Source organism: Streptomyces sp. NPDC025806, assembly GCF_055558275.1.
Genome location: NZ_JBVHMU010000002.1, coordinates 330164 through 355767, shown reverse-complemented (window position 1 = coordinate 355767; position 25604 = coordinate 330164). Strand labels below are relative to the sequence as shown.

Annotated in this window: 25 protein-coding genes; 12 read left to right on the top strand and 13 right to left on the bottom strand. The window is 72.6% G+C overall.

The window, feature by feature from the left end:
- Position 1: 1 nt before the first annotated feature.
- The 6 genes from otnK (at position 2) to ACZ4E1_RS05190 (ending at position 6016) form a co-directional block, all read left to right on the top strand.
- Positions 2-1285 carry a 3-oxo-tetronate kinase gene (otnK, locus tag ACZ4E1_RS05215; protein ID WP_467535994.1) on the top strand — a complete coding sequence of 428 codons (1284 nt, stop codon included), beginning with the start codon at positions 2-4 and terminating at the stop codon, positions 1283-1285.
- Positions 1282-1968, top strand: a complete 687-nt coding sequence (locus tag ACZ4E1_RS05210) for a class II aldolase/adducin family protein (protein WP_467535993.1) — start codon at positions 1282-1284, stop codon at positions 1966-1968. The genes otnK and ACZ4E1_RS05210 overlap by 4 nt, the downstream gene beginning before the upstream one ends.
- Before the next feature lie 77 nt (positions 1969-2045).
- A complete protein-coding gene (locus ACZ4E1_RS05205) occupies positions 2046-3353 on the top strand; it encodes an MFS transporter (protein ID WP_467535992.1) in 1308 nt (435 codons plus the stop codon).
- Between the two features lie 32 nt (positions 3354-3385).
- Complete coding sequence (otnI, locus tag ACZ4E1_RS05200) at positions 3386-4204, top strand: 2-oxo-tetronate isomerase (protein ID WP_467535990.1); 819 nt, start codon at positions 3386-3388, stop codon at positions 4202-4204.
- Positions 4201-5253, top strand: a complete 1053-nt coding sequence (gene denD / locus ACZ4E1_RS05195; RefSeq protein WP_467535988.1) for a D-erythronate dehydrogenase — start codon at positions 4201-4203, stop codon at positions 5251-5253. Before otnI ends, denD begins: the two co-directional genes overlap by 4 nt.
- A 4-nt stretch (positions 5254-5257) precedes the next feature.
- Positions 5258-6016 (top strand): FadR/GntR family transcriptional regulator, encoded by a 759-nt coding sequence (locus ACZ4E1_RS05190; RefSeq protein ID WP_467535986.1) that lies wholly within the window; start codon positions 5258-5260, stop codon positions 6014-6016.
- A 13-nt stretch (positions 6017-6029) separates the two neighbouring features.
- On the opposite strand, the gene ACZ4E1_RS05185 is transcribed toward ACZ4E1_RS05190, so the two are convergent.
- The 5 genes from ACZ4E1_RS05185 to ACZ4E1_RS05165 form a co-directional block, all read right to left on the bottom strand.
- Complete coding sequence (locus tag ACZ4E1_RS05185; RefSeq protein WP_467535984.1) at positions 6030-6866, bottom strand: 5'-nucleotidase, lipoprotein e(P4) family; 837 nt, start codon at positions 6864-6866, stop codon at positions 6030-6032.
- A gap of 192 nt (positions 6867-7058) precedes the next feature.
- Positions 7059-7508 (bottom strand): spore-associated protein, encoded by a 450-nt coding sequence (locus tag ACZ4E1_RS05180; protein WP_467535983.1) that lies wholly within the window; start codon positions 7506-7508, stop codon positions 7059-7061.
- Positions 7509-7613: 105 nt separating this feature from the next.
- Positions 7614-9032 carry a glucose-6-phosphate dehydrogenase gene (gene zwf / locus ACZ4E1_RS05175; protein WP_467535981.1) on the bottom strand — a complete coding sequence of 473 codons (1419 nt, stop codon included), beginning with the start codon at positions 9030-9032 and terminating at the stop codon, positions 7614-7616.
- A gap of 64 nt (positions 9033-9096) precedes the next feature.
- Positions 9097-10533: a sugar porter family MFS transporter gene (locus tag ACZ4E1_RS05170; RefSeq protein ID WP_467535979.1), complete on the bottom strand. Its 1437-nt coding sequence runs from the start codon at positions 10531-10533 to the stop codon at positions 9097-9099.
- Between the two features lie 9 nt (positions 10534-10542).
- Positions 10543-11472, bottom strand: coding sequence for an aldose 1-epimerase family protein (locus tag ACZ4E1_RS05165; RefSeq protein WP_467535978.1), 930 nt, complete (start codon positions 11470-11472; stop codon positions 10543-10545).
- Between the two features lie 193 nt (positions 11473-11665).
- On the opposite strand from ACZ4E1_RS05165, the gene ACZ4E1_RS05160 reads away from it, so the two are divergent.
- On the top strand, positions 11666-12706 hold the full coding sequence (locus tag ACZ4E1_RS05160; RefSeq protein WP_467535976.1) for an FUSC family protein: 1041 nt from the start codon (positions 11666-11668) through the stop codon (positions 12704-12706).
- 39 nt (positions 12707-12745) lie between these two features.
- Here ACZ4E1_RS05160 and ACZ4E1_RS05155 read toward each other — a convergent pair whose 3' ends face one another.
- A complete protein-coding gene (locus ACZ4E1_RS05155) occupies positions 12746-13282 on the bottom strand; it encodes a VOC family protein (protein ID WP_467535975.1) in 537 nt (178 codons plus the stop codon).
- A gap of 267 nt (positions 13283-13549) precedes the next feature.
- Between ACZ4E1_RS05155 and ACZ4E1_RS05150 the strand changes: the two genes are divergently transcribed.
- Positions 13550-14311 (top strand): polysaccharide deacetylase family protein, encoded by a 762-nt coding sequence (locus ACZ4E1_RS05150; RefSeq protein ID WP_467535974.1) that lies wholly within the window; start codon positions 13550-13552, stop codon positions 14309-14311.
- On the opposite strand, the gene ACZ4E1_RS05145 is transcribed toward ACZ4E1_RS05150, so the two are convergent.
- Positions 14284-15357 carry a protein kinase family protein gene (locus ACZ4E1_RS05145; protein WP_467536653.1) on the bottom strand — a complete coding sequence of 358 codons (1074 nt, stop codon included), beginning with the start codon at positions 15355-15357 and terminating at the stop codon, positions 14284-14286. The genes ACZ4E1_RS05150 and ACZ4E1_RS05145 overlap by 28 nt on opposite strands.
- A gap of 133 nt (positions 15358-15490) precedes the next feature.
- Here ACZ4E1_RS05145 and ACZ4E1_RS05140 point away from each other — a divergent pair, with 133 nt between their 5' ends.
- The 3 genes from ACZ4E1_RS05140 to ACZ4E1_RS05130 all read left to right on the top strand — a co-directional run bounded on the left by ACZ4E1_RS05140 (position 15491) and on the right by ACZ4E1_RS05130 (position 18855).
- On the top strand, positions 15491-16744 hold the full coding sequence (locus ACZ4E1_RS05140) for a cytochrome P450 family protein (RefSeq protein ID WP_467535972.1): 1254 nt from the start codon (positions 15491-15493) through the stop codon (positions 16742-16744).
- 84 nt (positions 16745-16828) lie between these two features.
- The gene (locus ACZ4E1_RS05135) at positions 16829-18052 is read left to right on the top strand and encodes an MFS transporter (RefSeq protein ID WP_467535970.1); all 1224 of its coding nucleotides are present in this window, start codon (positions 16829-16831) and stop codon (positions 18050-18052) included.
- Positions 18053-18087: 35 nt separating this feature from the next.
- Positions 18088-18855 carry a class I SAM-dependent methyltransferase gene (locus ACZ4E1_RS05130; protein ID WP_467535968.1) on the top strand — a complete coding sequence of 256 codons (768 nt, stop codon included), beginning with the start codon at positions 18088-18090 and terminating at the stop codon, positions 18853-18855.
- 25 nt (positions 18856-18880) lie between these two features.
- On the opposite strand, the gene ACZ4E1_RS05125 is transcribed toward ACZ4E1_RS05130, so the two are convergent.
- The 3 genes from ACZ4E1_RS05125 to ACZ4E1_RS05115 form a co-directional block, all read right to left on the bottom strand.
- Positions 18881-19486 (bottom strand): hypothetical protein, encoded by a 606-nt coding sequence (locus ACZ4E1_RS05125; RefSeq protein WP_467535966.1) that lies wholly within the window; start codon positions 19484-19486, stop codon positions 18881-18883.
- A gap of 54 nt (positions 19487-19540) precedes the next feature.
- Entirely contained in the window at positions 19541-20488 is a 948-nt protein-coding gene (locus ACZ4E1_RS05120; protein WP_467535965.1) for a DUF8017 domain-containing protein, read from the bottom strand.
- Between the two features lie 107 nt (positions 20489-20595).
- Positions 20596-21822: an MFS transporter gene (locus tag ACZ4E1_RS05115; RefSeq protein ID WP_467535963.1), complete on the bottom strand. Its 1227-nt coding sequence runs from the start codon at positions 21820-21822 to the stop codon at positions 20596-20598.
- 324 nt (positions 21823-22146) lie between these two features.
- On the opposite strand from ACZ4E1_RS05115, the gene ACZ4E1_RS05110 reads away from it, so the two are divergent.
- Positions 22147-23139 carry a zinc-dependent alcohol dehydrogenase family protein gene (locus tag ACZ4E1_RS05110; RefSeq protein ID WP_467535961.1) on the top strand — a complete coding sequence of 331 codons (993 nt, stop codon included), beginning with the start codon at positions 22147-22149 and terminating at the stop codon, positions 23137-23139.
- Between the two features lie 15 nt (positions 23140-23154).
- Here the strand turns inward: ACZ4E1_RS05110 and ACZ4E1_RS05105 are convergent, their stop codons facing one another.
- From ACZ4E1_RS05105 to ACZ4E1_RS05095, 3 genes are all read right to left on the bottom strand, one after another.
- Positions 23155-23631 carry a GNAT family N-acetyltransferase gene (locus ACZ4E1_RS05105; protein ID WP_467535959.1) on the bottom strand — a complete coding sequence of 159 codons (477 nt, stop codon included), beginning with the start codon at positions 23629-23631 and terminating at the stop codon, positions 23155-23157.
- 93 nt (positions 23632-23724) lie between these two features.
- The gene (locus ACZ4E1_RS05100; RefSeq protein ID WP_467535957.1) at positions 23725-24948 is read right to left on the bottom strand and encodes a cytochrome P450; all 1224 of its coding nucleotides are present in this window, start codon (positions 24946-24948) and stop codon (positions 23725-23727) included.
- A 139-nt stretch (positions 24949-25087) separates the two neighbouring features.
- Positions 25088-25543, bottom strand: coding sequence for a hypothetical protein (locus ACZ4E1_RS05095; RefSeq protein WP_467535955.1), 456 nt, complete (start codon positions 25541-25543; stop codon positions 25088-25090).
- Positions 25544-25604: the final 61 nt, after the last annotated feature.

Sequence of the window (25604 nt, the reverse complement as noted above, 5' to 3'; positions counted from 1 at the left end):
CATGGCCCTGCGCCTCGGATGCATCGCCGACGACTTCACCGGCGCCACCGACCTCGCCAACAACCTGGTCCGCGCGGGCCTGCGCGTGGTCCAGCTCGTCGACGTACCGCAGGACGGCACGAACGTGCCGGACGACGCCGACGCCGTCGTCATCGCGCTCAAGTCGCGTACGGTCCCGGCGGCGGAGGCCGTCGACGCCTCACTGCGGGCCCTCGCGTGGCTGCGCTCGGCGGGGGCCGGGCAGATCTACTTCAAGTACTGCTCGACCTTCGACTCGACACCGGCCGGGAACATCGGCCCGGTCACCGAAGCCCTCATGGACGCCCTCGGCACGGACTTCACCGTGGCGACACCCGCGTTCCCCGACAACGGGCGCACGGTCTTCAAGGGGCATCTCTTCGTCGGTGACGTCCTGCTCGGCGAGAGCGGCATGCGGCACCATCCGCTCACCCCGATGACGGACTCGAACCTCGTGTCCGTGCTGGGGGCCCAGATGCGCCGGCCGGTCGGGCTCGTCGACCACACGGTCGTCGCCGCCGGCCCTTCGGCCATCGCCGCCCGGATCGACGCGCTGCGCGAGGACGGCGTCGGAGCCGCGATCGTCGACGCCGTCTCGAACGAGGACCTGCTGCGCCTGGGCGCCGCCGTCGCGGACCTGTCCCTGGTGACCGCCGGTTCGGGGCTGGCCATCGGCCTGCCCGCGAACTGGGGCGTCGAGCCCTCGCCGGACGCGGCCCGGCTGCCGGCCGCCTCCGGGCACGCGGCGGTCGTCGCCGGCTCGGTGTCCGCCGCCACGAACGGGCAGGTGCGGGCGTTCCTGGCCACGGGGCGGCCCGCGTTCAGCGTGGATCCGCTGCGGATCGCTGCGGGCGAGGACGTCGCCGCCGAGGCACTCGCCTTCGCCGAACAACATCTGCCCGAAGGGCCCGTCCTCGTGTACTCGACCGAGTCGCCCGACGCCGTACGGGCCGTGCAGGCCGAACTCGGCGCGGCCGACGCGGGAGCGCTGGTCGAGGACACGCTCGCACGCGTCGCCCAAGGGCTGGTCGAGCGCGGCGTGCGGCGGATCGTCGTCGCCGGGGGCGAGACCTCCGGCGCGGTCGTCCAGGCCCTCGGTCTGACCGAACTGCGCATCGGCCCGCAGATCGACCCGGGCGTGCCCTGGTGCGCGGCGCCGCTGCCGGACGGCCGCGGCACCCTGCACATCACGCTCAAGTCGGGGAACTTCGGCGGCCCGGACTTCTTCACCTCGGCGTTCGCCCTGCTCGACGAGGTGGCCGCGTGACGCTCCCCGGAACGCAGGACCCCGCGACCGACGCCGCGCGCGCCGAGATCGTCCGCGTGGGCGGCAGCCTGTTCGCCCGCGGCTACGTGCACGCCAGCGCGGGCAACATCAGCGCGCGCCTCGACGACGATCGCGGGCACCTGATCACCCCGACCGACGCGGCGCTCGGCTTCCTCGACGCCGACCGTCTCGCCCTCGTCGACGCCGACGGGCGGCAGCTCGCGGGCGACCGGGCCAGCAAGACACTCACCCTGCACCGCCGGATCTACGCGGCCGACCCCACGGCCCGCTTCGTCCTGCACACCCACTCGACGCACCTGGTCGCGCTCACCCTGGCCGGTGTGTGGCGCCCGGACGACGTCCTGCCGCCGATCACCCCGTACTACGTCATGAAGGTGGGGCACGTCCCGCTCATCCCCTATCACCGGCCCGGCGATCCGCGCGTCGCCGACCTGGTGACCGAGCGGATCGCCGCCCGCGCCGCCGAGGGCACCCCCATCAGGGCCGTGCTGCTCGACCGTCTCGGCCCCGTCGTGTGGGGCCCGGACGCCGCTTCCGCACGCGCCGTCCTCGAAGAACTCGAGGAGACGGCCCGGCTCTGGCTCACCACCCCGCGCCCGCCCGAGCCGCTCCCCGACCACGCCGTCGCCGAACTGAGAGAGACCTTCGGCGCCGCCTGGTGACCTTCCCGCCCGGCCCGTCCCCGGCCGGCCGTCCCCGTCCGCTCGTTCCCACCGAGCCGCACAAGGAAGTGCTCCTCATGCCCACGACCGTGCCCCAAGAGACCACCCCCGAACTGGCGCGTGAGAACGCCGTGTTCCGCAAAGTGGTCCGCCGCGTCGTCCCCTTCCTGATGCTGTGTTACGTCGTCTCCTACCTGGACCGCGTCAACGTCGGCTTCGCCAAGCTGCAGATGTCCGCCGACCTCGGCTTCAGCGAGGCGGCCTACGGCCTCGGCGCCGGACTGTTCTTCATCGGCTACTTCCTCTTCGAGGTGCCCTCGAACCTGCTGCTGCAACGGGTGGGCGCCCGCACCTGGATCGCCCGCATCATGATCAGCTGGGGTGTGGTGTCCGCGGCGTTCGTGTTCGTCTCCAACGAGACCACGTTCTACGTGCTCCGCTTCCTGCTCGGCGCCGCCGAGGCCGGCTTCTATCCGGGCGTCATCCTCTACTGCACGTACTGGTTCCCCTCGCAGCGCCGGGCCCGGGTCATCGCGCTGTTCATGTCCGCGATCCCCGTCGCCGGCATCTTCGGCAACCCGCTCTCCGGCTGGATCATGGACGTGTTCCACGGCCTGGGCGGCTGGGACGGCTGGCAGTGGCTGTTCCTGGTGGAGGCGGTCCCCGCCGTCGTCATCGGTGTCGTCACCCTGTTCTGGCTCGACAACGGCGTGCGCGACGCCAAGTGGCTCACCGACGAGGAGAAGGACGTCGTCGAGCGGGCCGTCGCGACCGACGCCGAGCGGCACACCGTCCACGGCCGCGCCCTCGACGCCTTCCGCGACGGCAAGGTGTGGCTGATGTGCCTCATCTACTTCTGCTTCGTCATGGGCCAGTACGCGCTGACGTTCTGGATGCCCACGTTCGTCGAGTCCACCGGCATCGAGGGCGCCCTCGCGATCGGCGTGCTCAGCGCCGTCCCGTACGTGGCCGCGCTCGTCGCCATGAACCTGTTCGGTCTCTCGGCCGACCGGCGCCGTGAGCGGCGCTGGCACCTGGTCGTCCCCTCGCTCATGGGCGCCGCCGGCTTCTCGATGGCGGCGAGCTGGACCGGATCGACGGCACTGTCCCTGGTCGCCCTGTCGATCGCCGCGGCCGGCGTGCTCACCTGCGCCCCGCTGTTCTGGTCGCTGCCGACCGCGTTCCTCGGCGGCACCGCCGCCGCCGCGGGCCTCGCCGCGATCAACTCGGTCGGCAATCTCGCCGGTTTCGTCAGCCCGTACATGATCGGCGCGCTGAAGGACTCGACCGGCTCGACGGCGATACCGATGTATGTACTGGCCCTGGCCCTCGTCATCGGCGCCGCGGCCGTCCTCACCACGAAGAAGAGCGTCGTCAACCGCTGACGCCCGCACCGCCCGACCCCTAGGAGCCACCCATGCCGAGGTTCGCAGCGAACCTGTCGACGCTGTACCCGGAGCACGACTTCCCGGACCGCTTCGCCGCGGCCTCGGCGGACGGCTTCGACGCCGTCGAGTACCTCTTCCCGTACGCCTACGAGGCCGCCGGGCTCCGCGCCCGCCTCGACGCCCACGGCCTGCGCCAGGTCCTGTTCAACGCCCCGCCCGGCGACTGGGAGCACGGCGAGCGCGGTCTCGCGGCGCTGCCCGGCCGGGAGGCGGAGACGCGCGAGGGGGTCGACCGGGCGCTGGAGTACGCGGTCGCGCTCGGCAGCCCCCGCGTCCACCTGATGGCGGGCCTGGTCGCCCCGGACGCCGACCGGGCCCGGTCCCGGGACACGTATGTCGCGAACCTGGCGTACGCCGCACGGCAGGCGGCGAGCGCCGGGGTCGACATCCTGATCGAGCCCATCAACACCCGGGACATTCCCGGCTACTTCCTGAACCGCCAGGCCGACGCGCACGCCGTCGTCCACGAGGTGGGCGCGCCCAATCTGAAGGTGCAGCTCGACCTGTACCACTGCCAGATCGTCGAGGGCGACCTCACCACGACACTCCGCCGCGACCTGCCGTCCGGCCGGGTCGGCCATCTGCAGATCGCCGGTGTCCCCGACCGCCACGAGCCCGAACGCGGCGAGCTGAATCTCCGTCACCTCTGCTCGGTCATCGACGACTTGGGCTTCGACGGGTGGATCGGCTGCGAGTACTTCCCCGAGGCCGGCACGAGCGAGGGCCTCGGCTGGCTCCGCGACCTGCGTGACGGGTTTCCGCACACTTCCACGAAGGACCACGTATGAGGATCGTCATCACGGGCGGCTTCGGTTTCCTGGGCCGCCAGGTCGCCGACGCTCTGCTGGAACAGCGCATGTTCGACGGCCGGCCCGTCGAACGGATCGTCCTCGCCGACCGGTTCGTCCCGGACTCCTCGCCGCTGACCGCCGATCCGCTGGTCGAGGTCGTCCGGGGCGATCTCACCGAGCGCCTCGGCGACCTGTTCGCCGAGCCGGTGGACGTGGTCCTCCATCTCGCCGCTGCGGTGTCGGCCGAGTGCGAGGCCGACTTCGACCTCGGCATGGGCGCCAACCTGGACACGACCCGCGCCCTGCTCGAAGCCGCCCGCGCCCAGTCCGCGGCCGGCGGGCCCCTGGTGCGTCTCGTCCTCGCCAGCAGCGTCGCCGTGTACGGCTCCGACGCGGCGCTCCCCCTCCCGGCCGTCGTCGACGAGACGACGCTGCCGACGCCGCAGTCCAGCTACGGCGTGCAGAAGCGGATCTGCGAGCAGCTCGTCGCCGAGTACACCCGACGCGGTTTCCTCGACGGGCGGGTCACCCGCCTGATGACGGTGTCGGTGCGCCCGGGGAAGCCGAACGCCGCCGCGTCCGGCTTCCTGTCCGGCATCGTGCGCGAGCCGCTCGCCGGGCTCCCGGCGGTCTGCCCGGTCGGCCCGGACCTGCGGGTGGCCCTGGCCTCCCCGCGCCGCACCGTGGCGGGCCTCCTGCGGGTCGCCCAGGCCGAGCGCGGCGAGGGCCCCGGGCGGCTGTCCGGCGGGCTCCCGGTCAATCTGCCGGCGCTCACGGTCACGGTCGCCGAGATGCTCGCCACCCTGCGTGAGGTCGCCGGGGACGCGGTCGCCGATCTGGTGAAGGTGGCTCCGGACCCCGCGGTGGAGGCGATCGTCGGTTCCTGGCCCGCCGCGTTCGACAACGCGCGCGCCGCCGGGCTCGGCCTCTCCCCCGACCCCGACTTCGCCTCGGTGGTGCGGCAGTACGTCGCCGACCACGCGGACGCGGTGACGGCCGGCGCCCTGGCCTCGGCGGGGTCTGCCTCACGTGCGCCGATAGACTGAAGTCATGTTCAACAAGGTGGACGAGCCCGTGCGGCTGGCCGATCGCGTCGCGGCCATGCTCACCGAGGAGATCGAGTCGGGGCGGCTGACCGCGGGCGACAAGCTGCCGACCGAGGTCGAGCTCGTCAAGCAGCTCGGGGTGAGCCGTACGGTGATCCGCGAGGCGGTGTCCCGGCTGCGCAACGCGGGCCTGGTCGAGCCCCGGCAGGGCCGCGGTGTCTTCGTGCTGCCGCGCCGTACCCGTCCGCTGGACCTGGAGGCCGACACCGGGGCCACCGACACCGAGACGAAGGTGCTCCAGGTCGTCGAGGTGCGCCGTGCGATGGAGGCCGAGGCCGCCCATCTCGCGGCGTCCCGCGCGACGCCCGCCGACGTCGCCCGCATGCGGGCGGCGCTGACGGCGATCGACACCGCGGTCGAGACGGACGGTGACGGCGTGGAGGAGGATCTCGCGTTCCACCGCTCGGTCGCCGAGTCGACGGGCAATCCGGTCCTGGTCTCGACGGTCTGCTACCTGGGCGAGGTCTCCCGGGGCGGCATCCGCGTCACACGGGCCAACGAGGCCCGCCGCGGCGACTTCTTCGACGCCGTCCGCGAGGAGCACCACGCCATCCTGACCGCGATCGAGGCGGGCGACCCGGAGGCCGCCCGCTCGGCGGCGCGCCGCCACATGGAGCACGCGGCCGCCCGTCTGCAGGAGGCGGATCCGGAGTTCTGGGACGAGGCGCAGCGGATGGACGTGGAGCTGGACACCAAGGGCTGACGCGGCGTCGGCCTCAGTTCAGCTCGCCCCGCGCGGCCTCCAGCATGCGCGCCCGGTAGGCGGGTGTGTCGGCCGGCTCGCTCTCGCCGAAGACGGCCCGCATCCAGTGCCCGTCGGTGTTGTTGGGGAACAGGATGAAGTCACGGCCGAAGTGCTCGGCGTCCTCCGTGGCCAAGGCCTTGCGCTGCGGGACGGAGGACACGTAGTAGCGGCGGCGGAAGTCGTTGAGGTTGTCGCCGAGGTAGGCGATGACGTCGTACCGGGCCGCGATCTCCTGCTGGGCGGGCTCCTTGTTCGAGGACGCGCGGAGCATGGTCACATGTGCGTCGTCGGCGAAGGCGAGCCCGGCGTGACGCAGGTTGGCGACGCCCAACTCCTGGGTGTCGGGGCCCTGGTCGCGCGAGGAGACGTAGAAAACCTCCACTCCCCTGCTCGCGGCGTAGTGGGTGAAGTCGACGGCTCCCGGGGTGGGTGTGGGGCCGTTCTCGCGGATCCAGGTGTCCCACAGGGTGTCGTCGAAGGCCTGCTTCCCGGCGGTGAGCAGGCGCGCCCAGTAGGTGTCGGAGGACAGGACGGTGTCGTCGACGTCCGAGACGACCGCGAGCGGTCTGCGGCCCGCGCTCCCCGTTCGCCCGCCTCCGCGCAGTGCGGCGTCGACGCGGTCGCGGGCGATGTTGAAGGCCTGCCGGTAGAGCATGTCGCGCTCGGCCGCGGTCTGCCGCCAGGCGCCCGCCACGCTCAGGATGTTCTGCACGGCGTCGTCCGCCGTGGCGGCCGGTGCGCTGCCGGCGGCGGTCAGCACGGTGCCGCCCGCGATGCCGGTGACGACGGTGCGTCGGGAGATGGCCATACCTGCTCCTGGGATCGTTCGCCGGCCCGGCCGGGTGAGCGCCGGATGCACCGAGGTTACGAGCGCGGCACGGCGGTGTGACCCCGTATTCGTTGCGCGGGGACGGCTCATCATTGCGCGTGCGGGGCGGAGCGGGCGCCCGCCCCGGCACACGGCGTGCGGTGTGCCGGGGCGGGCTTTGGGGGACGGTGGTCAGCGGACGGTGGTGACCCTGTTCTCCTTCAGGGACGCACAGTTGGAGCCGGTGACCTGGACGTACACGTTGCCGATGCTGCCGCCCCAGTCGACGCAGTGCGCCTTGCCGTAGACGTAGGTCGGGCCGGCGTACGAGGTGTACGAGCCGTAGTCCGAGTCCCCCTGGTCGGTGTCGGCCACGTAGATCCACGCGGACATGTCCATCCGGGTGCCCGGGTTGCTGCGGATGGTCACGACGCAGTTCTTGCCGTTGGTCGCGTTGTACGTCAGGTAGATGGTGCCCCGGGTGCCCACGGGCGCCGAGTTGACCGTCTTGTAGCTGCTGCCGCAGACCTGCTGCGGGGTGACGTTGGCCGCGGCGGAGGCGGGCGACGCCAGGGCGGTCGTGGCGCCCATCGCCAGCGCGGCCAGGGCCGCGGCGGTCAGGGCAGGTCGGTTCACACGCATATTTCCCCCATGTCACTGTCAGGGTGGCCTGTTCCTGATTGGTGTGACACGGGGCACATCGCGTTGGTTGTACCTGAATCCGGCCACCCTCCGGCCGGGAGTGGATCAGCCGAAGAGGGTGGGGCCGAGCGTGTGCCAGCCCTCCGGTCCCGGGATCCGCGCCGCCTCGGGCGGGCCCCAACTACCGGGCTCGTAGACGACAGGAGCGGTGGTCGGCTTCAGTACGGGGTCGACGATGCGCCAGCATTCGAGGATGGCGGGGTAGAACGCGAAGGGTTCCGGGTCGCCGCTGACGGCGCCGCCGAGGATCGTCTCGTAGGGCTGTTCCAGGCGGCCGAAAAGCTTCGCGTACTCGACGCCGACGGGCACCCGGGTGGGCTCGTCGTCGCCCTGGGCCTTGCGCACGACGAGGTCGGCGCGGATGCCGGTGTCGCCGTCGATGCGGAAGCGGACCACGTTCGGCGGGCTGTCCCCGTTGCCCGAGCCGAACAACTCCAGCGGCGGGCGGCGCAGTTCGACGACGACCTCGGTCGCCGAGACCGCGAGCGCCTTGCCGCTGCGCAGATGGAAGGGGACGCCGGACCAGCGCCAGTTGTCGACGTGCAGGGTCGTGGCGAAGTAGGTGTCCGTGGTGGAGTCCGGTTTCACGCCGGGGACGTCGAGGTAGCCCCGGTACTGGCCGCGCACGGTCTCCGCGGGGTCCATCGGGCGTACGGCGTGCAGCACCCGCCACTTCTCGAGTCCCTGGGCGATGGGGTTGGCCGCGCTCGGCGGGTCCATCGCGAGGAGGGCGAGGACCTGGAGCAGGTGGTTCTGCACGACGTCGCGCAGGCAGCCGACGGAGTCGTAGAACGAGCCCCGGTCGGCGACGTCGAAGTCCTCGGCGAGGCTGATCTGCACGTTGTCCACGTAGGAGCGGTGCCAGATGGGCGCGAGGAGGGTGTTGGCGAAGCGGGCCACCATGAGCGACTCGACGGCGGCGTTGCCGAGGAAGTGGTCGACGCGCAGCAGGTGGTTGTCGTCGAAGAACCTGCCGAGTTCGGCCTGGAGGGTGCGCGCGGAGGCGCCGTCCTGGCCGAAGGGTTTCTCCACGACGAGCCGGGCGTTCCGGTTGAGTCCGGTGCGGCCGAGCGAGGCGGCGACGGTGGTGAACAGGCTCGGCGGGATGGCCAGGTAGTGGGTGACGAAGCCGAAGCCGGACACCGCCTCCTTGAGCCGTTCGAAGGTCGCGTCGTCGGTGAAGTCGCCGGTGACGATGGAGAGTCCGGCCGCGAACCGGTCGAACACCTCCTCGTCGATGGTCGTTCCGGTGGCGGTGACGGCCTCGCGGGCGTGGTCGCGCAGGCGCGCGTCGTCCCAGTCGCCCACCGCCACACCGATCACGGGCACGCCGAGCCGTCCCGCCGCGGTGAGCTGGTAGAGCGCGGGCAGCAGCATCTTGCGGGCCAGGTCGCCGGTGATGCCGTACAGGACCAGCGCGTCGGAGGGTTCGAGTCGGGACGCGGGCAGCGAGGTCTCGGTCATGCGGGGTCGGTTCCGTTCCGGGTCGTGGGGGCGCGGCAGGGGGGCCGTGCTGACGTGTCCCCGGTCAGGGGGTCTTCACGGTGGTCGGCGCCTCGGGTTCGCGGCCGAAGCGGCGGTCCAGGTCCTGTTCGATCTGCTCCGGGCCCCGTCCGCGGGTCTCGGGCAGGAAGCGGCCGACGAACAGGAACGCCACCACGCAGATCCCGGCGAAGATCCAGAAGGTCTCGCCCTGTCCGATGGCGGTCGCCAGCGGCAGGAACGCCAGGCTGACGATGAAGTTGGACACCCAGTTGACGGCGGTGGAGGCGCTCGATCCCTCGGCGCGCACCGACGGCGGGAAGATCTCGCCGATCAGGGTCCAGAACACCGGGCCCAGGCCGCCGGCGAACGCGGCGATGTACACCACCATGAAGAGCAGCGTCAGGCCGGAGCTGAGGTCGGCCACGAAGGCGAGACCGAGCAGGAACACGGACGCGGCCATGACGGCGAGCGAGACCAGGACCATGGGGCGGCGGCCGACGCGGTCCACGATTTTGATCGCGACCAGCGTCATCACGAGGTTGATCACGCCGATCGCCACGGAGTAGACGATCGAGTTGGAGGCGTTGAGGCCGGTCTGTTCGATGATCGTGGGCGCGTAGTAGATGATCGTGTTGATGCCGCCGAACTGCTGCACGGCGGCCAGGGTCAGACCCACGATCAGGGCGGGCCGCACGTTCGGCGCCCACAGCCGTCCGCCGCCGCCCTCCTGCGAGGCCCTCCGGTCGTCCGCCATGCGCTGCTGCGCCCGGGCGACGAGCTGGTCCGCGGTGGCCTCGTCGGCCACGGAGGCGATGGCCTGCCGGGCGAGGTCGGCGCGGCCGGTCGCGATCTGCCACTGCGGGGACTCCGGCAGGATCCACAGGGCGGCCACCACGAGGATCACGGCCGGTACGGCGCCGCAGGCGAACATCGCGCGCCAGTGACCGCCGCTGGAGAAGGCCATGTTCACGAGGTACGCGACGAGGATGCCCACGGTGATCATGAGCTGGTTCATGGTGAGGAGCCGGCCGCGGATGTCGGTCGGTGAGATCTCCGACAGATACACGGGTACGAGCGCCGAGGCGGTGCCCACGGCGAGGCCGAGGACGATGCGGGCGACGAGCAGCATCGCGTATCCGGTGGCGAACACGGCGAGCACGGTGCCGACCAGGAAGACCGCGCCGGCGACTCCGAGGAGCTTGCGCCGCCCCCAGCGGTCGGCCAGTTTCCCGGAGCCCATGGCTCCGATCACGGATCCGATGAGCAGCACGCTGACGACGCTGCCCTGCTGGAAGGAGTTGAGCCCGAAGTCGTCGCGGATGTAGAGCAGGGCGCCGGACACGACGCCTGTGTCGAAGCCGAACAGGAACCCGCCGACGGCGATCGTCGCGGCCCACCACTGGATCTTGCGGAGTCCGGCGGGGGTGACCGCCGTCAGCGGGCCGTGTGTGCCGGGCTCGCGGGAGAACCCCTGAACCATGTCGTGTCCTCACGTTCCGTCGGGGGTCGGGCCCGCCGTGAAGCCCCAGGAGCCCGTGTACGACTCTCCGGGTTCGAGGCGGATCAGGTCGGTGCCGCTGGCGAGTGCGTTGGGCGGGCCCGTCATGGGTTCGACGCCGAGACCGCGGCGGCGATCGGCGTCCGGGACCCGGTCCGCCGTGTAGACCTCCAGCCAGGGCTGCGCGCCGTCGAGCCAGAACCCGACGCTGCGCCGTGTTCCCACGAGCCGGACCCGGGCCAGCCCTTCGGCGTCCCGGTCGAGTTCGGTGAAGGCCAGGTCGACGCTCTGCGCGCCGATGCGGCGCCCGGCGGTGAAGTCGTACTCGGTGCCGGCGACGGCGACGGTCGGCCCGCGGGGCACCATCCGTGCGTCGACCGGCTGGTAGCGCCGTCCGGGCAGGTGCAGGACGCAGTCGTCGAGGGGCTCGCCGACGGTCAGGTACGGGTGGGTGCCGTGGGCGTACGGGGCCGGACGGGTGCCGGTGTTGCGGGCGGTGATCCGCACGGAGAGGCCGGTCGTGGCGTCCAGGCTGTAGCGCACGGTGAGGCTGAGGCGGAAGGGGTAGCCGGTCGAGCCGTGGAGCCGGTAGGCGAGGGTCAGCCGGTCCGGGTACTCCTCGACGGGGTGCCAAGTCGTCCAGCGGACGAGGCCGTGGATGGCGCAGTCGAGCTCGGGCTCGGAGAGGTCGAGCTGGTGCTCGGCGCCGTCGAACGTGTAGCGGCCGTGGTCGACCCGGTTGGGCCAGGGGACGAGCAGCTGGCCGAAGGCGGCCGGTGCCGGCTCGTCGGGGCCGTAGGAGAGGATCAGCGGTTCGCCCCGGTACGTGAGTTCGCGCAGGCCGGCGCCTGTCTCGGTCACGGTCGCGCGGTAGTCACCCGCCCCGAGGCCGTACTGCACCCCGCTCAGCTCGTTGGCCATGCTGCGATCCGTAGCCCGGGCGCGGGCCGCTCTCACCGACTCGCCGCGGCTGTCCGTGGAACGAGTGAAAGTGCGGGGCCTTTCGGCGGCCGGACGGCCCGCCGGGGATGCGGGCCCGGAGATCCTCTGCGTCGTTGATGCCGACGGGTGCGGTACGAGGCGGAGGGAGGCGGGGGTTCGGGTGGTGAGCGCGATGCTCGGACGGGTGTGGCAGCGGGTGCGCGGCAGGCTCTGGCCGATCGTGCAGCAGGCGGTGGCGTGCGGGCTGTCGTGGTGGGTGGCGCGCATCCTGTTCGATCACCATGTGCCGGTGTTCGCCCCGATCGCGACGGTGGTGGCGCTGAACACGCAGCGCGGCGGGCGGGGCACGAACGCGGTGCGGGTCGTCTTCGGCGTCGTGGCGGGGGTGTTCATCGGCGAGGCGGCGTACGCGGTGCTGGGCCGGGGTTCGGGTGCGATGGCGATCGGCGGGGCGGTGCTCGTCGCCCTGCTGGCGGCGCTGGTCCTGGACGGGGAGCGGGTGACGATGGCGCAGGCCGCGGTGAGTGCGGTGGTCGTGGTGGCGTCCGGTCAGCCGGCCGGGCTCGACCGGATCTGGGACGTCCTCGTGGGCGCGGGGGTCGCGCTCGTGTTCAGCCAGCTCCTCTTCCCGGTCCATCCGCTGCGGCTGCTGAGCGGCGCCGAGACGGCGGCGCTCCAGGGCCTCTCCGGTCTGCTGCTGCTCGGGGCCCGGACCGCCGGCGGGACGGACCCCGACGGGACGCTGCCGCCGCGTCCGGTGTACGAGCTGCTCCAGGACGTGGACCAGGCCCGCACCGACATGATCAGCATCGCCCGGCGCACCCCGCGCTGGCGCCGCCACCAGCGCTCGGTGACCGCGCTGAGCAGCGCCGCACTCCATCTCGATCTGCTCGGCAACAGCTGCGTCACGCTGGCCCGCGCCACGGCGGACGCCGGTCCGGACGCGCTCGGGCGGCTTGTACCTGCCGTGGAGTCGCTGGCGGAGGTCCTCGAGGCGTGTGCGACGGCGCCCGCCGGGAGCGACGGGCGCCAGGGGTGTGTCCGCGCGGCGCTCGCGGTGGCGGGCCGGGTCCCGTCGGACGCGGGGGCGGCCGGGGACGCCGTGCGCCTGGTGGTGCGGGATCTGCTGGTGGTCGCGGGGGTGTCGGTGGGCGACGCGGTGGCGGCGGTGCGGGACGGGGCGTCGGACGCGCCGCTGTTGCCCGCGCCGTAGAACCGGGCGCGCCGCCGGTGCCCGCCCCGTAGAACTGCCTCAGGCGGCCGGTCCGGTCAGGTGCTGCCAGACCGTCGGGTCGGTGCGGGGGCCGCCACGCGTGTCCGCGCCGTACTTGGCGATCTCGGCGTCGAGGTCGAGCGGGCGGGTCGGGGACGTCATCGCCGACAGTTCCGCGACGACCGCCGCGTCGGGCACCAGCCAGCACACCTCGAACTCCAGGCCGTCGGGGTCGCGGGCGTACAGCGCCTTGGTGGACGCATGGTTGCTGGCGCCGGTCAGCGCTCCGGCCTCGGCGAGGCGGTCCCGCACGCGGCCCAGTTCGGCGAGCGTGTCGACCTCCCAGGCCAGGTGGTAGAGACCGACCGAGCCCGTGCGGCGGTCACCGGGTGCCGCGTCCCGGGCCTGGAACAGCCCGAGGTCGTGGTCGTTCGCCGAGTCCGCCGCCTGGAGGAACGCGGCCCCGGGGAACGCCTGCGGCAGGGCCCGGAAGCCCAGGACGTCGCAGTAGAAGTCCGTGCTGCGTGCCACGTCGGACACGAACAGGACGGCGTGGTTCAGGCGGTGGATCGGCATGGTCGGTACCAGTTCCGTTCAGAAGCGGGGGCCACGAGGCGGGGTGCGCGGTGCGCCTCGGGGAGCAGTATCCAGCGCGGGTCGCGCGCGTCCGCGTCGGATGTCCACCCACCGGGACAACGGGCCGGCGCCGCCCGGTTGTCCGTGATCTTTCCCGGAATTGTCCGCGATCCGTAACGGGCGGATCCTCCGGGCCCGAAGTCTCGTCCTGCCTATCGGTCGCGAGGTGACCGAGGAGCGGCGCAACTGCGCGGAAATGGGGCGGACATGGCACGGCACAGCGGTGGGCGGGGCTGGTACGGCAAGGTCGTCGGGGCGGCACTCGGGGTGACGCTGCTGACCACGGGTGCGTCGATCTGGACGGCGCAGGCCGGTGACCTGGGCGGTTCCGCGCCCGAGAAGGCCGCTCCGGCGGCCCCGAAGGCGGTCTCCGCGACCATCGCGCACGCCTCGGAGGCGGGGGAACGCGGCATCAACCTCACCATCGACGACGGCCCCGACCCCGTGTGGACCCCTCAAGTCCTGGATCTGCTGCGCGAGTACAAGGTGAAGGCCACGTTCTGCATGGTGGGCACGCAGGCGCAGGCGCATCCGGAGCTCGTGAAGAAGGTCGTCGCGGCCGGGCACCGGCTGTGCGACCACACGGTGTCGCACAACACCGCGATGGACAAGGCGTCCCAGGAGTACCAGAAGAAGCAGATCCTGGACGCCGAGCGCATGATCACCGAGGCGTCCGGCGGCGTGCGCCCGATGTACTACCGGGCGCCCGGCGGCGCGTTCACCCCGTACAGCCGCAAGCTCGCCGCTTCGCGCGGCATGCGTCCGCTCGGCTGGAACGTGGACTCCAAGGACTTCGAGCGTCCGGGCACGGCGACCATCATCGCGACGGTCCAGCGGGAACTGCCCAGCGGTCCTACGGTCCTGTTCCACGACGCGGGCGGCGACCGCTCCCAGACCGTCGAGGCCCTGCGCCGCCTCCTCCCCCAGCTCAAGGAGCAGGGCTACACGTTCGGCTTCCCCGTCCGCTGAAGCCCGCGCAAAGCCTCCGTCGGATAGCGAGTGCTCCGGCTCTCCTGTCGGAGCTCCCGCAGGAAGCCCCCCATCACTTCGGCGACGGGCGCGTGGCGGACGAACGCTCCCGCGATGCCCGGCGGCACGTCCGCCGGGACGTCTCCCTTCGCGCACGCGCGGACGAATTCCCTACGCGCATCGGGGCCGTGTCCGTAGAGGGCGAAGGCCAGCCAGTTCACGAGGTGGTTGACCGTGTAGCAGCGGTCGTACGTGTCGTGCCGGTCGAAGAAGTCGGCCTCGTCCGGGGCGAGTTCGAAGCGGGAGGAGAGCGCGAGGCCGTAGTCCGTGAAGAAGAGGCGCCGGCCGTCGGTCAGGATGTTCTCGAAGTGGGCGTCGAAGTGCAGCAGGCCGCGGGCGTTCATGAACGCGGTCCCGGCTTCCAGCTCCGACTCCACCATGGCGCACGCCCGCTCGGCCTGCGCTCCGCCGGCGGCGACCTGGGCCCCGAGCCAGTCGTGCAGGTTCTGCGGGATGTACTCCAGGAACAGGGCGACGGTCGCCGAGGACCGCGCGAGCTCCTCGATCCGGTGCCGGACTTCCCGGCCGCCTCCCCAGTACGCCACCGCCCGCTCCGCGTCGGCCAGTTCGTCGGGGAGCGGCTGCCCGGGCCCGGGCAGCACGCGCCAGTGGTACATCAGCGGGAAGCCCTCGTACTCCCCCGTCAGCACCCAGTCCGTCGTCATGGTGTGCACGGCGAGCTCCCGCCAGGCACCGAAGCCGGGGCCGCCGATGCCGTACTGGCAGAAGGCGGGCAGCCCGAACAGGTTCGCGGTGGAGCGGACGTTCTCCGGCCGGCGCTCCAGGTCGGTCAGTGGCACCTGCTTCACGAAGACGGGGGTGCCGTCCACGTCCAGCAGGGCCGAGGTCCCGCCGATGCCGGCGCCGAGCGGGGTCCCCGCGTCGACGCGTTCACGGATCTGGTGATCGCTGAGCTGCGCGAGCTCCGTGGCGACGCCGTCGTGGACGGCCAGTCGGGCTTCCTGGTGCGGGCCAGGGATCTTCATGGTGCGGTGCCTCCAGTCGGCGGGCTGTCCGCACATGCTGCCAGGGTGAGCGTGACGAGGCGGGGGTAGACAGTCCCCGTTCTCTCCGTGCACGCCACGTTCCCGCTCCGCTCTCAGCCTGGAGGCGCATCACGTGACCAGCACTCCCGTCACCCTCGACACCACCGGCCGCCATCTGTACGCGCAGGCCGACCGGTTACGCGAGGCCGGGCCGGCCGTGCGCGTGGAGATGCCGTCCGGGCTCGTCGCCTGGTCGGTCCCCCGTGGGCAGGTCGCCAAGCGGCTGCTGACGCATCCTCACGTGTCCAAGGACGCCCGCCGGAGCTGGCCCGGGTACCCGCCCTGGTCCGTGCCGTGGCTGGCCGCGTGGGTGGACGTCGTCTCGATGTTCACCAGTGACGGTGCCGACCATCAGCGGCTGAAGGCGCTCGTCGGGCGGGCGTTCACGGCCCGGCGGATCGCCGCGATGCGCCCGGCGGTCGAGCGGATCGTCGACGATCTGCTCGACGACCTGGAAGACGCCCCGGCCGGCTCGGCGGTGGACCTGCGCGCCCGGTTCGCCTACCCGGTCCCCACGCGGGTGATCTGCGATCTCTTCGGTGTACCCGCCCCGCAACGACCGGAGATGCTGAGGGTCATCGACTCCGTGCTCGACCACAGCGTCTCCGAAGCCGAGGCGGCGAAGAACCGGGACGCCATGTTCACCGCGATGCACTCCCTCATCGCCGCCAAGCGCTCCGCGCCCGGTGTCGACATGACCAGCGTGCTGATCTCCGCGCAGGAGGAGGACGGCGACCGGCTCGGCGAGGACGAACTCGTCAGCACGCTCATCCTCATGATCGGCGCCGGCTCGGAGACCGCCGTCTCGTTGATCGGCCACGCGGTCGTCGAACTGCTCGCCCATCCCGACCAGCTCGCCGTCGCCCTCGCCGATCCCGGCCGCTGGGACGACGTCACCGAGGAGACGCTCCGCAAGCACCCGCCGATCATGCATCTGCCGCTGCGCTACGCCACCGCCGACTTCCCGCTGGGCGACGGGGTGACCATCGCCGCCGGGGACCTCGTGCTGATCGGCTTCGGCGCGCACGGCCGCGATCCGGGCGCCAACGACGATCCCGACCGCTTCAGCATCGACCGCCACGACCGCGAACACCTCGCGTTCGGCCACGGCATCCATCACTGCCTCGGCGCCCCGCTCGCCCGGCTGGAAGCACGCGTCGCCCTGCCCGCACTCTTCGCCCGCTTCCCGCACCTGCGCCTCGCCGCCGATCCCGGCACCCTGCGCCGGCCGTCGTTCATCGGCAACGACTACCGGTCCCTGCACGTGCACCTGCGCGAGGCCGCCGACGAGGCTCCGGACCAGCCGTGGAGCGGCGTCCCCACCTGACGCTGACGCCGGATACCTGCCAGCATCCACCACCCCGGACCGGTGAACTGATCGCGCAACGACGGTCCTTCACGGGTGGAGAACATGGGCTCGACAACCAGCGTCAGCACGCACACACCGGGCAGCACCCCGACCCCAGGCGGGTGGCCGGCCGTGGTCGCGGTGATGCTCGGCATCTTCTCGATCGTGACGACCGAGATCCTGCCGATCGGACTGCTCACCGAGATCGGGGCCGGCTTCACCGTCTCCGACGGGGCGGCGGGGCTGACGATGACGATGCCGGGCTTCCTCGCGGCCGTCGCCGCGCCCGCGGTGACCGTGGCGACGGCGCGCGTCGACCGGCGCGTGATGCTGTGCGCGCTGACGGGTCTGCTCGCCGTCGCGAACTTCCTGGCCGCGGCGGCGCCCGCCTACTGGCTCGTCCTGGTCTCCCGCGTTCTGGTCGGCATCGTCATCGGTGGCTTCTGGTCCCTCGGGGCCGGGCTCGCCGACCGGCTGGTCGCCCCGGCCTCGGTCGGCCGGGCCACCGCCGTGATCTTCGCCGCGGTCCCGCTGGGCTCGGTCCTCGGCGTGCCCGCGGGCACGTTCATCGGCGACGTGGCGGGCTGGCGCACGGCGTTCGTCGTGATGGGCGGCCTGACGCTCGGCGTCCTCCTCATGCTGCTGCTGTTCATGCCGGCCCTGCCCGCGCGCCGGGTGACCCGCCCGGGCGTGCTGCGCGGGACGTTCCGCGGCGCCGGCACCCGCCGCGCGCTGCTGCTGACCTTCCTGATCGTCCTGGCCCACTTCGGCGCGTACACGTACGTGACCCCGTTCCTCGAACAGGTCACCGGGGCCGGCCCGGCCCGGATCACCGTGTTCCTGCTGGTCTACGGCGTCGCGGGCGTCGCCGGGAACTTCGCGGGCGGCGCGCTCGTCCGCCGTCACCCGCGCGCGGCCTTCGGCCTGGCCGCCGGCTCGATCGCCGCCGCGACGCTGCTCCTGCCGGTCCTGGGGCGCGGCGCGGCGGGAGCCGTGGCGCTGCTGATCGTGTGGGGCGTCGGCTACGGCGCTGTCCCGGTCTGCTCCCAGACGTGGTTCACCCGGGCGAACCCCGACGTCCCCGAGGCGGCGTCGGTCCTGTTCACGGCGTCCTTCCAGGCGACGATCTCGACGGGCGCGCTGCTCGGCGGATTCGTCCTGGACCGCAGCTCTCCGTCGACGGTGCTGGTGGTCGGCGGCGTCATCGCGTCCCTCATGGTCGTGGCGGTGTGTCCGACCGGTTCGTCCTGCCGATGGCGGCGGTCGGGCGTAGCGTCGGAGGGGTGAGTGGAATCGATGCGGACCGACGATGGACACGCGGCATGCCCGACGCCTACGAGCGTCATCTGGCCCCCGTGTTCTTCAGGCCCTTCGCCGCGGACCTGGCGGCCAGGGCGACGGCGCTGCGTCCGCGCAGGGTCCTGGAGCTCGCCGCGGGCACCGGCGCGCTGACCTCCGCCGTGCTCACCATGGTCCCGGAGGCGTCGGTCGTGGCGAGTGATCTCAACGAAGCGATGGTCGCGTGCGGTGCGGAGCGGGCGCCCGGGGCCGAGTGGCGGCAGGCGGACGCGCAGGAGCTGCCGTTCGAGGACGGCGGTTTCGATCTCGTCCTGTGTCAGTTCGGCGTCATGTTCTTCCCGGACCGGCCCTCCGCGTACGCGGAGGTGCGCAGGGTTCTCGCGCCGGAGGGGCGGTTTCTGTTCAGCAGCTGGGGCCCGTTGGCGTCGCACGGCTTCGGGTCCGTGTTCCAGGCCGCGCTGGAGCGGGCGATCCCCGACGGGGCGCCGACGTTCCTGCCGGAGATCCCCCACGGCTACAGCGATCCGCACGTCGTGACCGAGGATCTCGCGGCGGCCGGGCTGGCGCTCGACTCCGCGGTGGAGGTGACGCTGGACGGTGTCGCGGAGTCGGCCGCCTCCGTGGCCACCGGGTTCCTCACCGGTACGCCGGTCGGCGCGGCGCTCGCGGATCGCGCCGACGCGGAGGCCGTGCGCGCCTCCGTCACGCGGGACATGACGGAGCGGCTCGGCTCCGGCGCGGTGACGGCGGCGATGACGGCGACGGTCTACACGGCACACCGTCCGGGCTGAGCCGCACCGGGGTGCCCGGCGGGGTCTACGCGCCCGGCTCGGCCTCGTCGCCCTGTTCCGAGTGCTCGACTTCCGGGTCCTCGGTTTCCGGGTCCTCGGTCATGAACTCCCGTACCAGCTCGGCCGGGTTGGCCGATGAGGTCAGCGCGAACATGGCGTCCGGTTCGAACATGTCGTAGAGGATCACGGGCAACGGCCGCCCCAGAGCGGACACGATGCTGCCGCTGTCGTGCAGGTGCCGGGCGGCCTTCACGCACACCTCGTAGAACCACTCGCACAGTTCCTCGTCCCGTTCGCCGGGCTCGTCGCCGTCCTCGTACCAGAGGCCCTGAGCCAGCGCCTCGCGCCGGAACGCCTGTGCGCCCTCCCCGTCCTGGCCGATGACCCTGACGCCGTCCAGGCCGGTCGGCGGGAAGTAGGCGTAGCTCCAGCGGGCCTCCCAGGCGTCCGGCGTCTGTCCGGCGGCCTCGGCGGCGTCCGCCTCGGTGGTGTAGCCGATGGCCAGGTACGGGTGGCGGGGGTCCTGGTCGATGCTGTCGAGGCGGAAGGTGACCGCGTAGATGCCGCGATCGGTGGAGAACGTCCCGACGATCTCCTCCGCGCTCTGCAACACGTACTCCGCGAACCTCATGCGCTCTCCCCGCTCAGCCGTCACCCCGGCACCGTAGCCCGCCTCCGGGGCGGCTCAGGACTCGGGCGCGTCCCGGTAGAGGCGGACGGTGCGGAGGATCTTCCGCACCGTGGCATCGTCGACCTCGTCCTTCACATGCGCGGCGCCGATGAAGGACCAGGACACGACCTTGCCCTGGGGGTTCTTGAAGGCGAAGGTCGTGGACCTGCCGTCGGTGGCGCACTTGTGGCGCCTGTCGGCCCCCGAGGACCAGCTCGACGCGAGGCGGCCGGTGATCCCCGACGCGGTGGTGTACGACTCCACCGGGCTCGTCCTCACCTTCTTCCTTTCCGGCTGCGTGTAGAGGCCGTAGACCCAGGCGGAGGAGTCGTGGCGGGCCACCTGGTCGGCGCTCTCGGAGTCCTGGTTGCGCCGGCTGCCCGCACCCGCGAGCGCCGTGTCCTCCTTGGTGCCGTCCTGGTCGACGTCGTCCGTGCACCACTTCTCCTGGAGGTAGGCCGGCGCCTGGAAGGCGACCAGAGGCGTGTCGGCGGGGTCGTCGTCCTCCGCCGTGTACGCGACCCAGGTGGGCGACTTGAGGCCCCACTCGGGCGGGACGTCGAAGGCGATGTGGGTGGTGGGGTTGGCCACGACCTTCCACCCGTCGACGGTCGGCTGCGGTCCCTCGGACTGACGGGGGTTGCCGCTGGGACGGCCGCTGCTGTCGGCGGAGTCCGAGGCGGACGGGGAGGCGGGTCCTGCGTCGTTCTTGTCGTCCTTGTTCGTGAGGAGCACGATGCCGGTCGTGGTGACGGCGGCGAGCGCGACCAGTACGGCGATCACCGCGCCGACCGTCCGCCCGCCGCCCTTCTTCGGCGGACCGCCCGGCACCGGCGGGACGGGCGGCATCGCACCCTGGGTGGGGACGTTGTGCTGCTGGGGGAAACTCGGCACCGTAGGGGTGTACGGGTTCGGCTCCTGCGGGTTGTGCCCGCCACCGGGGTACTGCGCTCCTTGGCTCATGGGGAGCAACGATAGGCAGGTGGCTCCTGTGGTTCAGGGTGCTCCAGGTGTGTTCTCCCTCTCTTCCGACCCCACCTCCCGTACCGGGCACGGGAGGTGATGGGCAGTCAGTTCATGGGAGCGTCCGAGGTCGAGCGGTTCAAGGCGGTCGGCTCCGCGGCGGGCGCGTGGGCGCGGGTGCGCGTGCGGGGCACCGCCGTGGCGAGGGCCATGGCCAGCAGACCCACGAGGAGCAGCGCGAGTGCGGCCCCGGAGCGGTCGATGACGACGCCGGCCGCCGCGGACGCCAGAGAAGCACCCAGGTTCACCGCCGTGTTGATCCAGGTGGACGCCTCGGTCTGGCTCGACTCCGCGACGACCGTGTCCGCGACGAGGTAGCCGGTGATGAGGGACGGGGCGAGGCAGAGGCCGACGAGCGCCAGTCCCGCCGCGAAGAGCACCAGGGTGTCGAGCCGCGACACGATCACGGCGGCGACGCCCATGCTCACGCACAGCGCGAACAGCCGCGCCCCGATGCCCGCCTTGAGTTTCAGCTGCCCGTAGACCAGGCCGCCGATCGCGCTGCCGCCCGCGAACGCCGCGAGGAGCCAGCCCGAGGCCTCGACCGCGCCGTGCCGCGCGGCGACGGCCGGTGCGGCGATCTCGGCGACACCGAGGACGGCGCCCACCCCGAGGAGCGCGAGCAGGATCCGTGCGAAGCCCGGCTGCCGCAGCGGGCGCTCGCCGCGCGTGGCGGTGGTCCGGTCACCGCGCAGCGCCTTGGAGGAGGGGCTCGAGGTCATCGCGGTGGTGCCGAGCAGGACCGCGCCGGCGGTCACCCAGAGGCCGGCGGCGGGCGAGACGGCCGTGATGACGGCGGTGATCACGACGGGGCCCGCCACGAAGAGGAGCTCCTCGCACACCGCGTCGATGCTGAACGCCTTGGTGCGCTGGTCCCCGGGCTCGGTGAGCGAGGCCCAGATCCTGCGCATCGCCGCTCCCAGCGGTGGCGCGGTCAGGCCGATCGCCAGGCTGAGGACGAGGTACCAGGTGCCCGCGACGCCCTCGGCGTGGGTGAGGAGTGCGAGTCCGGCGAAGCCCGCGGCGTGCCCCGCCGCCAGAGCGGTGAGGGCGCGGCGCTGGCCGAACCGGTCGACAGAGCGGGCGCGCCAGGGGGCGGCGACGACGTTGGCCGTGCCGAACACCGCGGTGGCGAGGCCGGCCTGGGCGTACGAGCCCGTCCGGTCCTGCACCGTGAGGAGGAGGGCGAGGCCGCCCATCGCCAGCGCGGAGCGGGCGAGGAGCGCGGGCAGGAAGGCGCGCAGGGCGCCGGGGAGGAGAAGCACGGTGAGCACGAGAGGGGCTCCAGGGATGTGCGACCGGTGGGGGTGCCGTGACCGGTCGGCGGATCTGACGGACGAGGGGCCCGGGAGGGAAGCGCGCATCGCACCCTGGGCGGACCGGAACCTGAGCGGGAGGAACTCAGGGCCGTCAGATGAACATCACGATGAGCACCCGGCGATTCTAGCCGACGGTCGCCCGGCGCGTCCGGGAAACGGCGTCTTCCGGGACCGCTGCGGCTCGGGCCCGCCTGCCGGGGCGCTCGGGCCGGGGTCCGTGGGTGCGCTCGTAGGATGAGGTGTTCTGGTCTGTGGGCGCAGGTGAGGGAAAGGGTGAGGGTGCGCGCTGCCGTTGCCGGGTCGGCCGGTGCGCCGGCCGATGTCGTGGCGGTCCGGGAGGTCGCCGGGCCCGGGCTTCCCGGCGCGGGCGAGGTCGTCGTAAGGATGCTCGCGGCGACCGTCAATCCGTCGGATCTGGTGACGATCTCCGGGGCGTACGGATCGCGTACGACGTTCCCGATGGTGCCGGGGTTCGAAGGGGTCGGGGTGATCGACTCCGTGGGTGCGGGTGTGCCGGGCTCGATGGTGGGGCGGCGGGTGCTGCCGCTCGGGTCGGCGGGGAGCTGGCAGGAGTTCAAGCGGGTCGACCGCGCGTGGTGTGTCCCGGTGCCGGACGAGCTGCCCGACGAGGTGGCCTGCTTCGCGTACGTCAATCCGCTGACGGCGTCGCTGATGGTCGAGCGCTTCTGCCCGCCGGGCACGCGCGGCGCGGTCGTCACCGCCGCCACGTCGGCGATCGGCGGGCATCTCGCCGAGCTGCTCGCGGAGCGCGGTGTCGCGCCGGTCGGGATCGTGCGGGGAACGCCGGGGCGGGCCGTGGCCGACCCTTCGCTGTGGCGGGACGTGATCGCCACGAGCGATCCGAAGTGGCGCGAACGCCTCCGGGAGGCGCTCGGCCCACGGGGCGCCGAGGTCGCGTTCGACTGCGTCGGCGGCGGTGTGGGCGGCGCCGTGCACGCGCTGACGGCGCGGCGGGGGACGTTCGTGCACTACGGGCTGCTGTCGAAGGCGCCGCTCCCGGCGGCGTGCTTCTCCGGCGACGGCGCGCGCGTGGAGATGTTCCGTCTGCGCGACGTCGTGCACCGGGCGCCGGCGCGGCAGCTGCCGGAGCTGTTCGCGCCGGTCTTCGCCCATCTGCGCCGCGGACGGCTTCGTACGGGGATCGGTCCGCGGGTCGGGCTCGGTGAACTGGCCGCGTACTTCGCGTCGGAGCGCGCCGAGGGGGCGGCGTCCCGGTGCGCGGGGAAGGTCCTGATCGACCCGCGGCGGTGACGGGGCCGCGCCGCGTCAGGCGAACAGGGTGAAGAGGGTCTCGTCGATCTCCTCGCCGCGACCGTGGGCGAAGCCCCGGTCAGTGCCGGTGCGTTCGAAGCCGCACTTCTCCAGGACCCGGACGGAGCCGGTGTTGTCGGCCGCCGCGCGGGCGTGGAGGGGACGTTCGGGGGCGAGGGCGATCAGCGCGCGCAGGGCGGCGGTCGCGACGCCTCTCCCCCAGTACTGCCGGCCGATCCAGTAGGTGACCTCGCGGTCCTCCGGCGGGCCGAACACGGCGACGTGGCCGAGGATCTCGCCGCCGGGGCCTTCGACGGTGCGCATGACGACCGACGGATCCCGGCGGTTGCGGTCCCAGTGAGAGTGGAAGGCGGGGCTGTCCGTCGGGTCCTTGGCCGTGAAGGCGGCCTGCCGGATGCCTTCGGGGTCGTTCATCTGCACGAAGAAGACGGGCAGATCGGAGTCGTGCACGGCGCGCAGCGTCACGTCCATCGGTGCCTCCTGGCCGGGTCGGGAGCATCGGATCAGAGCCTCTGGATGCTCCCACCATCGACCGGCCCGGGCCAGGGGGTCAAGGACCAGAGGTCACCAGCGGACCGGCAGGGTGCGCGGTCCGCGGATGAGACCCTCGCGCTGGAACTCGACCTCATCGGGCGCGACGGCCAGACGCAGGTCCGGGAACCGGCGCAGCACCGTCGTGATCATGACGTCGGCCTCCATACGGGCCATGAGCGCGGCGAGACAGAAGTGCGGGCCGTTGCCGAAGGCCAGGTGTCCGGGGCCGGGGCGGTCGAAGTCCAGCTCGTCGGGGAGCGGGAAGACCTCGGGGTCGCGGTTGGCGGCGACGTAGGCGTTGTAGACGACGTCGCCCTCCTTGATGAGGTGGCCGCCGAGTTCGACGTCCTCCAGGGCGATGCGCGGGATGCCGACGCCGTTGCGGTGCGGGACGTAGCGGTAGAGCTCCTCCACCGCCTTGGGCACCAACTCCGGTTCACGGCGCAGGCGTTCGAGCTGGGCGGGGTGAGTGAGCAGGGCGTACATCATCGAGCCGCTGTTGTTGCGAACGGCGTGACCGCCGCTGACGTAGACGGCCATGGCCAGGGAGATCGCCTCGTCGTCGGTGATCTCCCCCGATGCGGTCGCTTCGGCGAGGACTCCGGCGAGGTCCTCGCGGGGTTCGTCGCGGCGCCGGCGCAGCAGGTCCACGACCCGGTCGCGGGTGGCCGCGCGGGCCGCCTGGTTGCGCTCCTTGGCGTCCGCCTTGGACAGCAGGGCCTCGGAGTGGCCCGCCCAGGCGCGCCAGTCGCCCTCGTCGACGCCCAGGAACCAGCACACGACGGCGATGGGGAGCGGGGTGTGCAGCCCCTCCATCAGGTCGGCGGGCGGTCCCGCCTCCTCCATGGCGTCGAGCAGCTGGTTCGCGATGCGTTCCGTCATCGGCCGCAGGCGTTCCATGCTGCGCGCGGTGAAGGCGCGGGCCACGACACGGCGCAGGTGGGTGTGGCGGGGCGCGTCGATGTACTGGAGGCCGGCGGTGTGCGACGCGACGGGTGTGGGGGCCATCGTGGTGACGGGCCGGCCGACGACCTGTTCCCGTGAGAAGCGCGGGTCGGAGGTCACGAAGCGGACGTCCTCGTAGCGGGTGACGAGCCAGGCGTGCCCGGAGCCGTAGGGCAGTCGGATCCGGGTGACGGGCTCGTCGCGCAGGACCTCGTCGAGGAACGGGTCGGGGGTGAGCTGGTCCAGGTCCTCGACGGGCCAGAAGCGAATCGCGGGCGACGACGGTGCAGAGGTCGATTCGAGGGTCATCGGCCGTCCATTCCTTCTCAGGCTGCTGGCGTTCCCGGCCCGGCGTCGTCCGGCGCCCGGGTTCCTGGAAGCCTGCCTGCCGCCCTGACGGTCCGCACGCCGCCCGCTCCATTCGGGCGACGGCGTGCGGGTCCGGCGGCTACAGGTCCGCGCAGATGTCGCGCGCCTTCGCCAGGTCCTTCTTGACCGTCGCGTCGAACGCGAAGACGCGGGCCTGGCGGTTCTGTGCGCGGCGCATGGCCTCGGCGAGCGGGCGGTATGCGGCGTCGCCCGCGGCGGCGGCTGCGGACAGGGTGCCCGCCGCGCTGTAGCGGTTCAGGGCGATGTCGCCCTCCGCGCCCTTCGTGCCGTACTTCTTCTCGTCGAAGCCGTCGAGTGCCCGGCAGGCGGCGCGGGCGTCGTCGGCCGGGGCCGTCCCCGCAGTGGTGGCGTCGCTGTCCCCGCTGAGCGCCCACGCCGCCGCGACTCCCCCGCCACCGAGCACGAGCCCCGCCAGCAAGGCGACGACGACGGCGGTCGTGCGGCCTCGCGGGGCCGGGGGTGCTGCGGGGTGCGGTGCCTGGGCGGGGGCGCCTTGCGGCTGCTGTGGGTACATCCGACCCAAGATAGTGCGGGCCCCGGCGGGGCCCGCCGCGGGGTCGTCGGACGGCCCGTCA

Excerpts from the sequence above, each read along its gene's own strand:
- otnK (WP_467535994.1), top strand. The coding sequence starts at position 2 with ATGGCCCTGCGCCTCGGATGCATCGCCGACGACTTCACCGGCGCCACC.
- ACZ4E1_RS05205 (WP_467535992.1), top strand. The coding sequence starts at position 2,046 with ATGCCCACGACCGTGCCCCAAGAGACCACCCCCGAACTGGCGCGTGAG.
- otnI (WP_467535990.1), top strand. The coding sequence starts at position 3,386 with ATGCCGAGGTTCGCAGCGAACCTGTCGACGCTGTACCCGGAGCACGAC.
- denD (WP_467535988.1), top strand. The coding sequence starts at position 4,201 with ATGAGGATCGTCATCACGGGCGGCTTCGGTTTCCTGGGCCGCCAGGTC.
- ACZ4E1_RS05190 (WP_467535986.1), top strand. The coding sequence starts at position 5,258 with ATGTTCAACAAGGTGGACGAGCCCGTGCGGCTGGCCGATCGCGTCGCG.
- ACZ4E1_RS05185 (WP_467535984.1), bottom strand. The coding sequence starts at position 6,866 with ATGGCCATCTCCCGACGCACCGTCGTCACCGGCATCGCGGGCGGCACC.
- ACZ4E1_RS05180 (WP_467535983.1), bottom strand. The coding sequence starts at position 7,508 with ATGCGTGTGAACCGACCTGCCCTGACCGCCGCGGCCCTGGCCGCGCTG.
- zwf (WP_467535981.1), bottom strand. The coding sequence starts at position 9,032 with ATGACCGAGACCTCGCTGCCCGCGTCCCGACTCGAACCCTCCGACGCG.
- ACZ4E1_RS05170 (WP_467535979.1), bottom strand. The coding sequence starts at position 10,533 with ATGGTTCAGGGGTTCTCCCGCGAGCCCGGCACACACGGCCCGCTGACG.
- ACZ4E1_RS05165 (WP_467535978.1), bottom strand. The coding sequence starts at position 11,472 with ATGGCCAACGAGCTGAGCGGGGTGCAGTACGGCCTCGGGGCGGGTGAC.
- ACZ4E1_RS05160 (WP_467535976.1), top strand. The coding sequence starts at position 11,666 with ATGCTCGGACGGGTGTGGCAGCGGGTGCGCGGCAGGCTCTGGCCGATC.
- ACZ4E1_RS05155 (WP_467535975.1), bottom strand. The coding sequence starts at position 13,282 with ATGCCGATCCACCGCCTGAACCACGCCGTCCTGTTCGTGTCCGACGTG.
- ACZ4E1_RS05150 (WP_467535974.1), top strand. The coding sequence starts at position 13,550 with ATGGCACGGCACAGCGGTGGGCGGGGCTGGTACGGCAAGGTCGTCGGG.
- ACZ4E1_RS05145 (WP_467536653.1), bottom strand. The coding sequence starts at position 15,357 with ATGAAGATCCCTGGCCCGCACCAGGAAGCCCGACTGGCCGTCCACGAC.
- ACZ4E1_RS05135 (WP_467535970.1), top strand. The coding sequence starts at position 16,829 with ATGGGCTCGACAACCAGCGTCAGCACGCACACACCGGGCAGCACCCCG.
- ACZ4E1_RS05130 (WP_467535968.1), top strand. The coding sequence starts at position 18,088 with ATGCCCGACGCCTACGAGCGTCATCTGGCCCCCGTGTTCTTCAGGCCC.
- ACZ4E1_RS05125 (WP_467535966.1), bottom strand. The coding sequence starts at position 19,486 with ATGAGGTTCGCGGAGTACGTGTTGCAGAGCGCGGAGGAGATCGTCGGG.
- ACZ4E1_RS05120 (WP_467535965.1), bottom strand. The coding sequence starts at position 20,488 with ATGAGCCAAGGAGCGCAGTACCCCGGTGGCGGGCACAACCCGCAGGAG.
- ACZ4E1_RS05105 (WP_467535959.1), bottom strand. The coding sequence starts at position 23,631 with ATGGACGTGACGCTGCGCGCCGTGCACGACTCCGATCTGCCCGTCTTC.
- ACZ4E1_RS05100 (WP_467535957.1), bottom strand. The coding sequence starts at position 24,948 with ATGACCCTCGAATCGACCTCTGCACCGTCGTCGCCCGCGATTCGCTTC.
- ACZ4E1_RS05095 (WP_467535955.1), bottom strand. The coding sequence starts at position 25,543 with ATGTACCCACAGCAGCCGCAAGGCGCCCCCGCCCAGGCACCGCACCCC.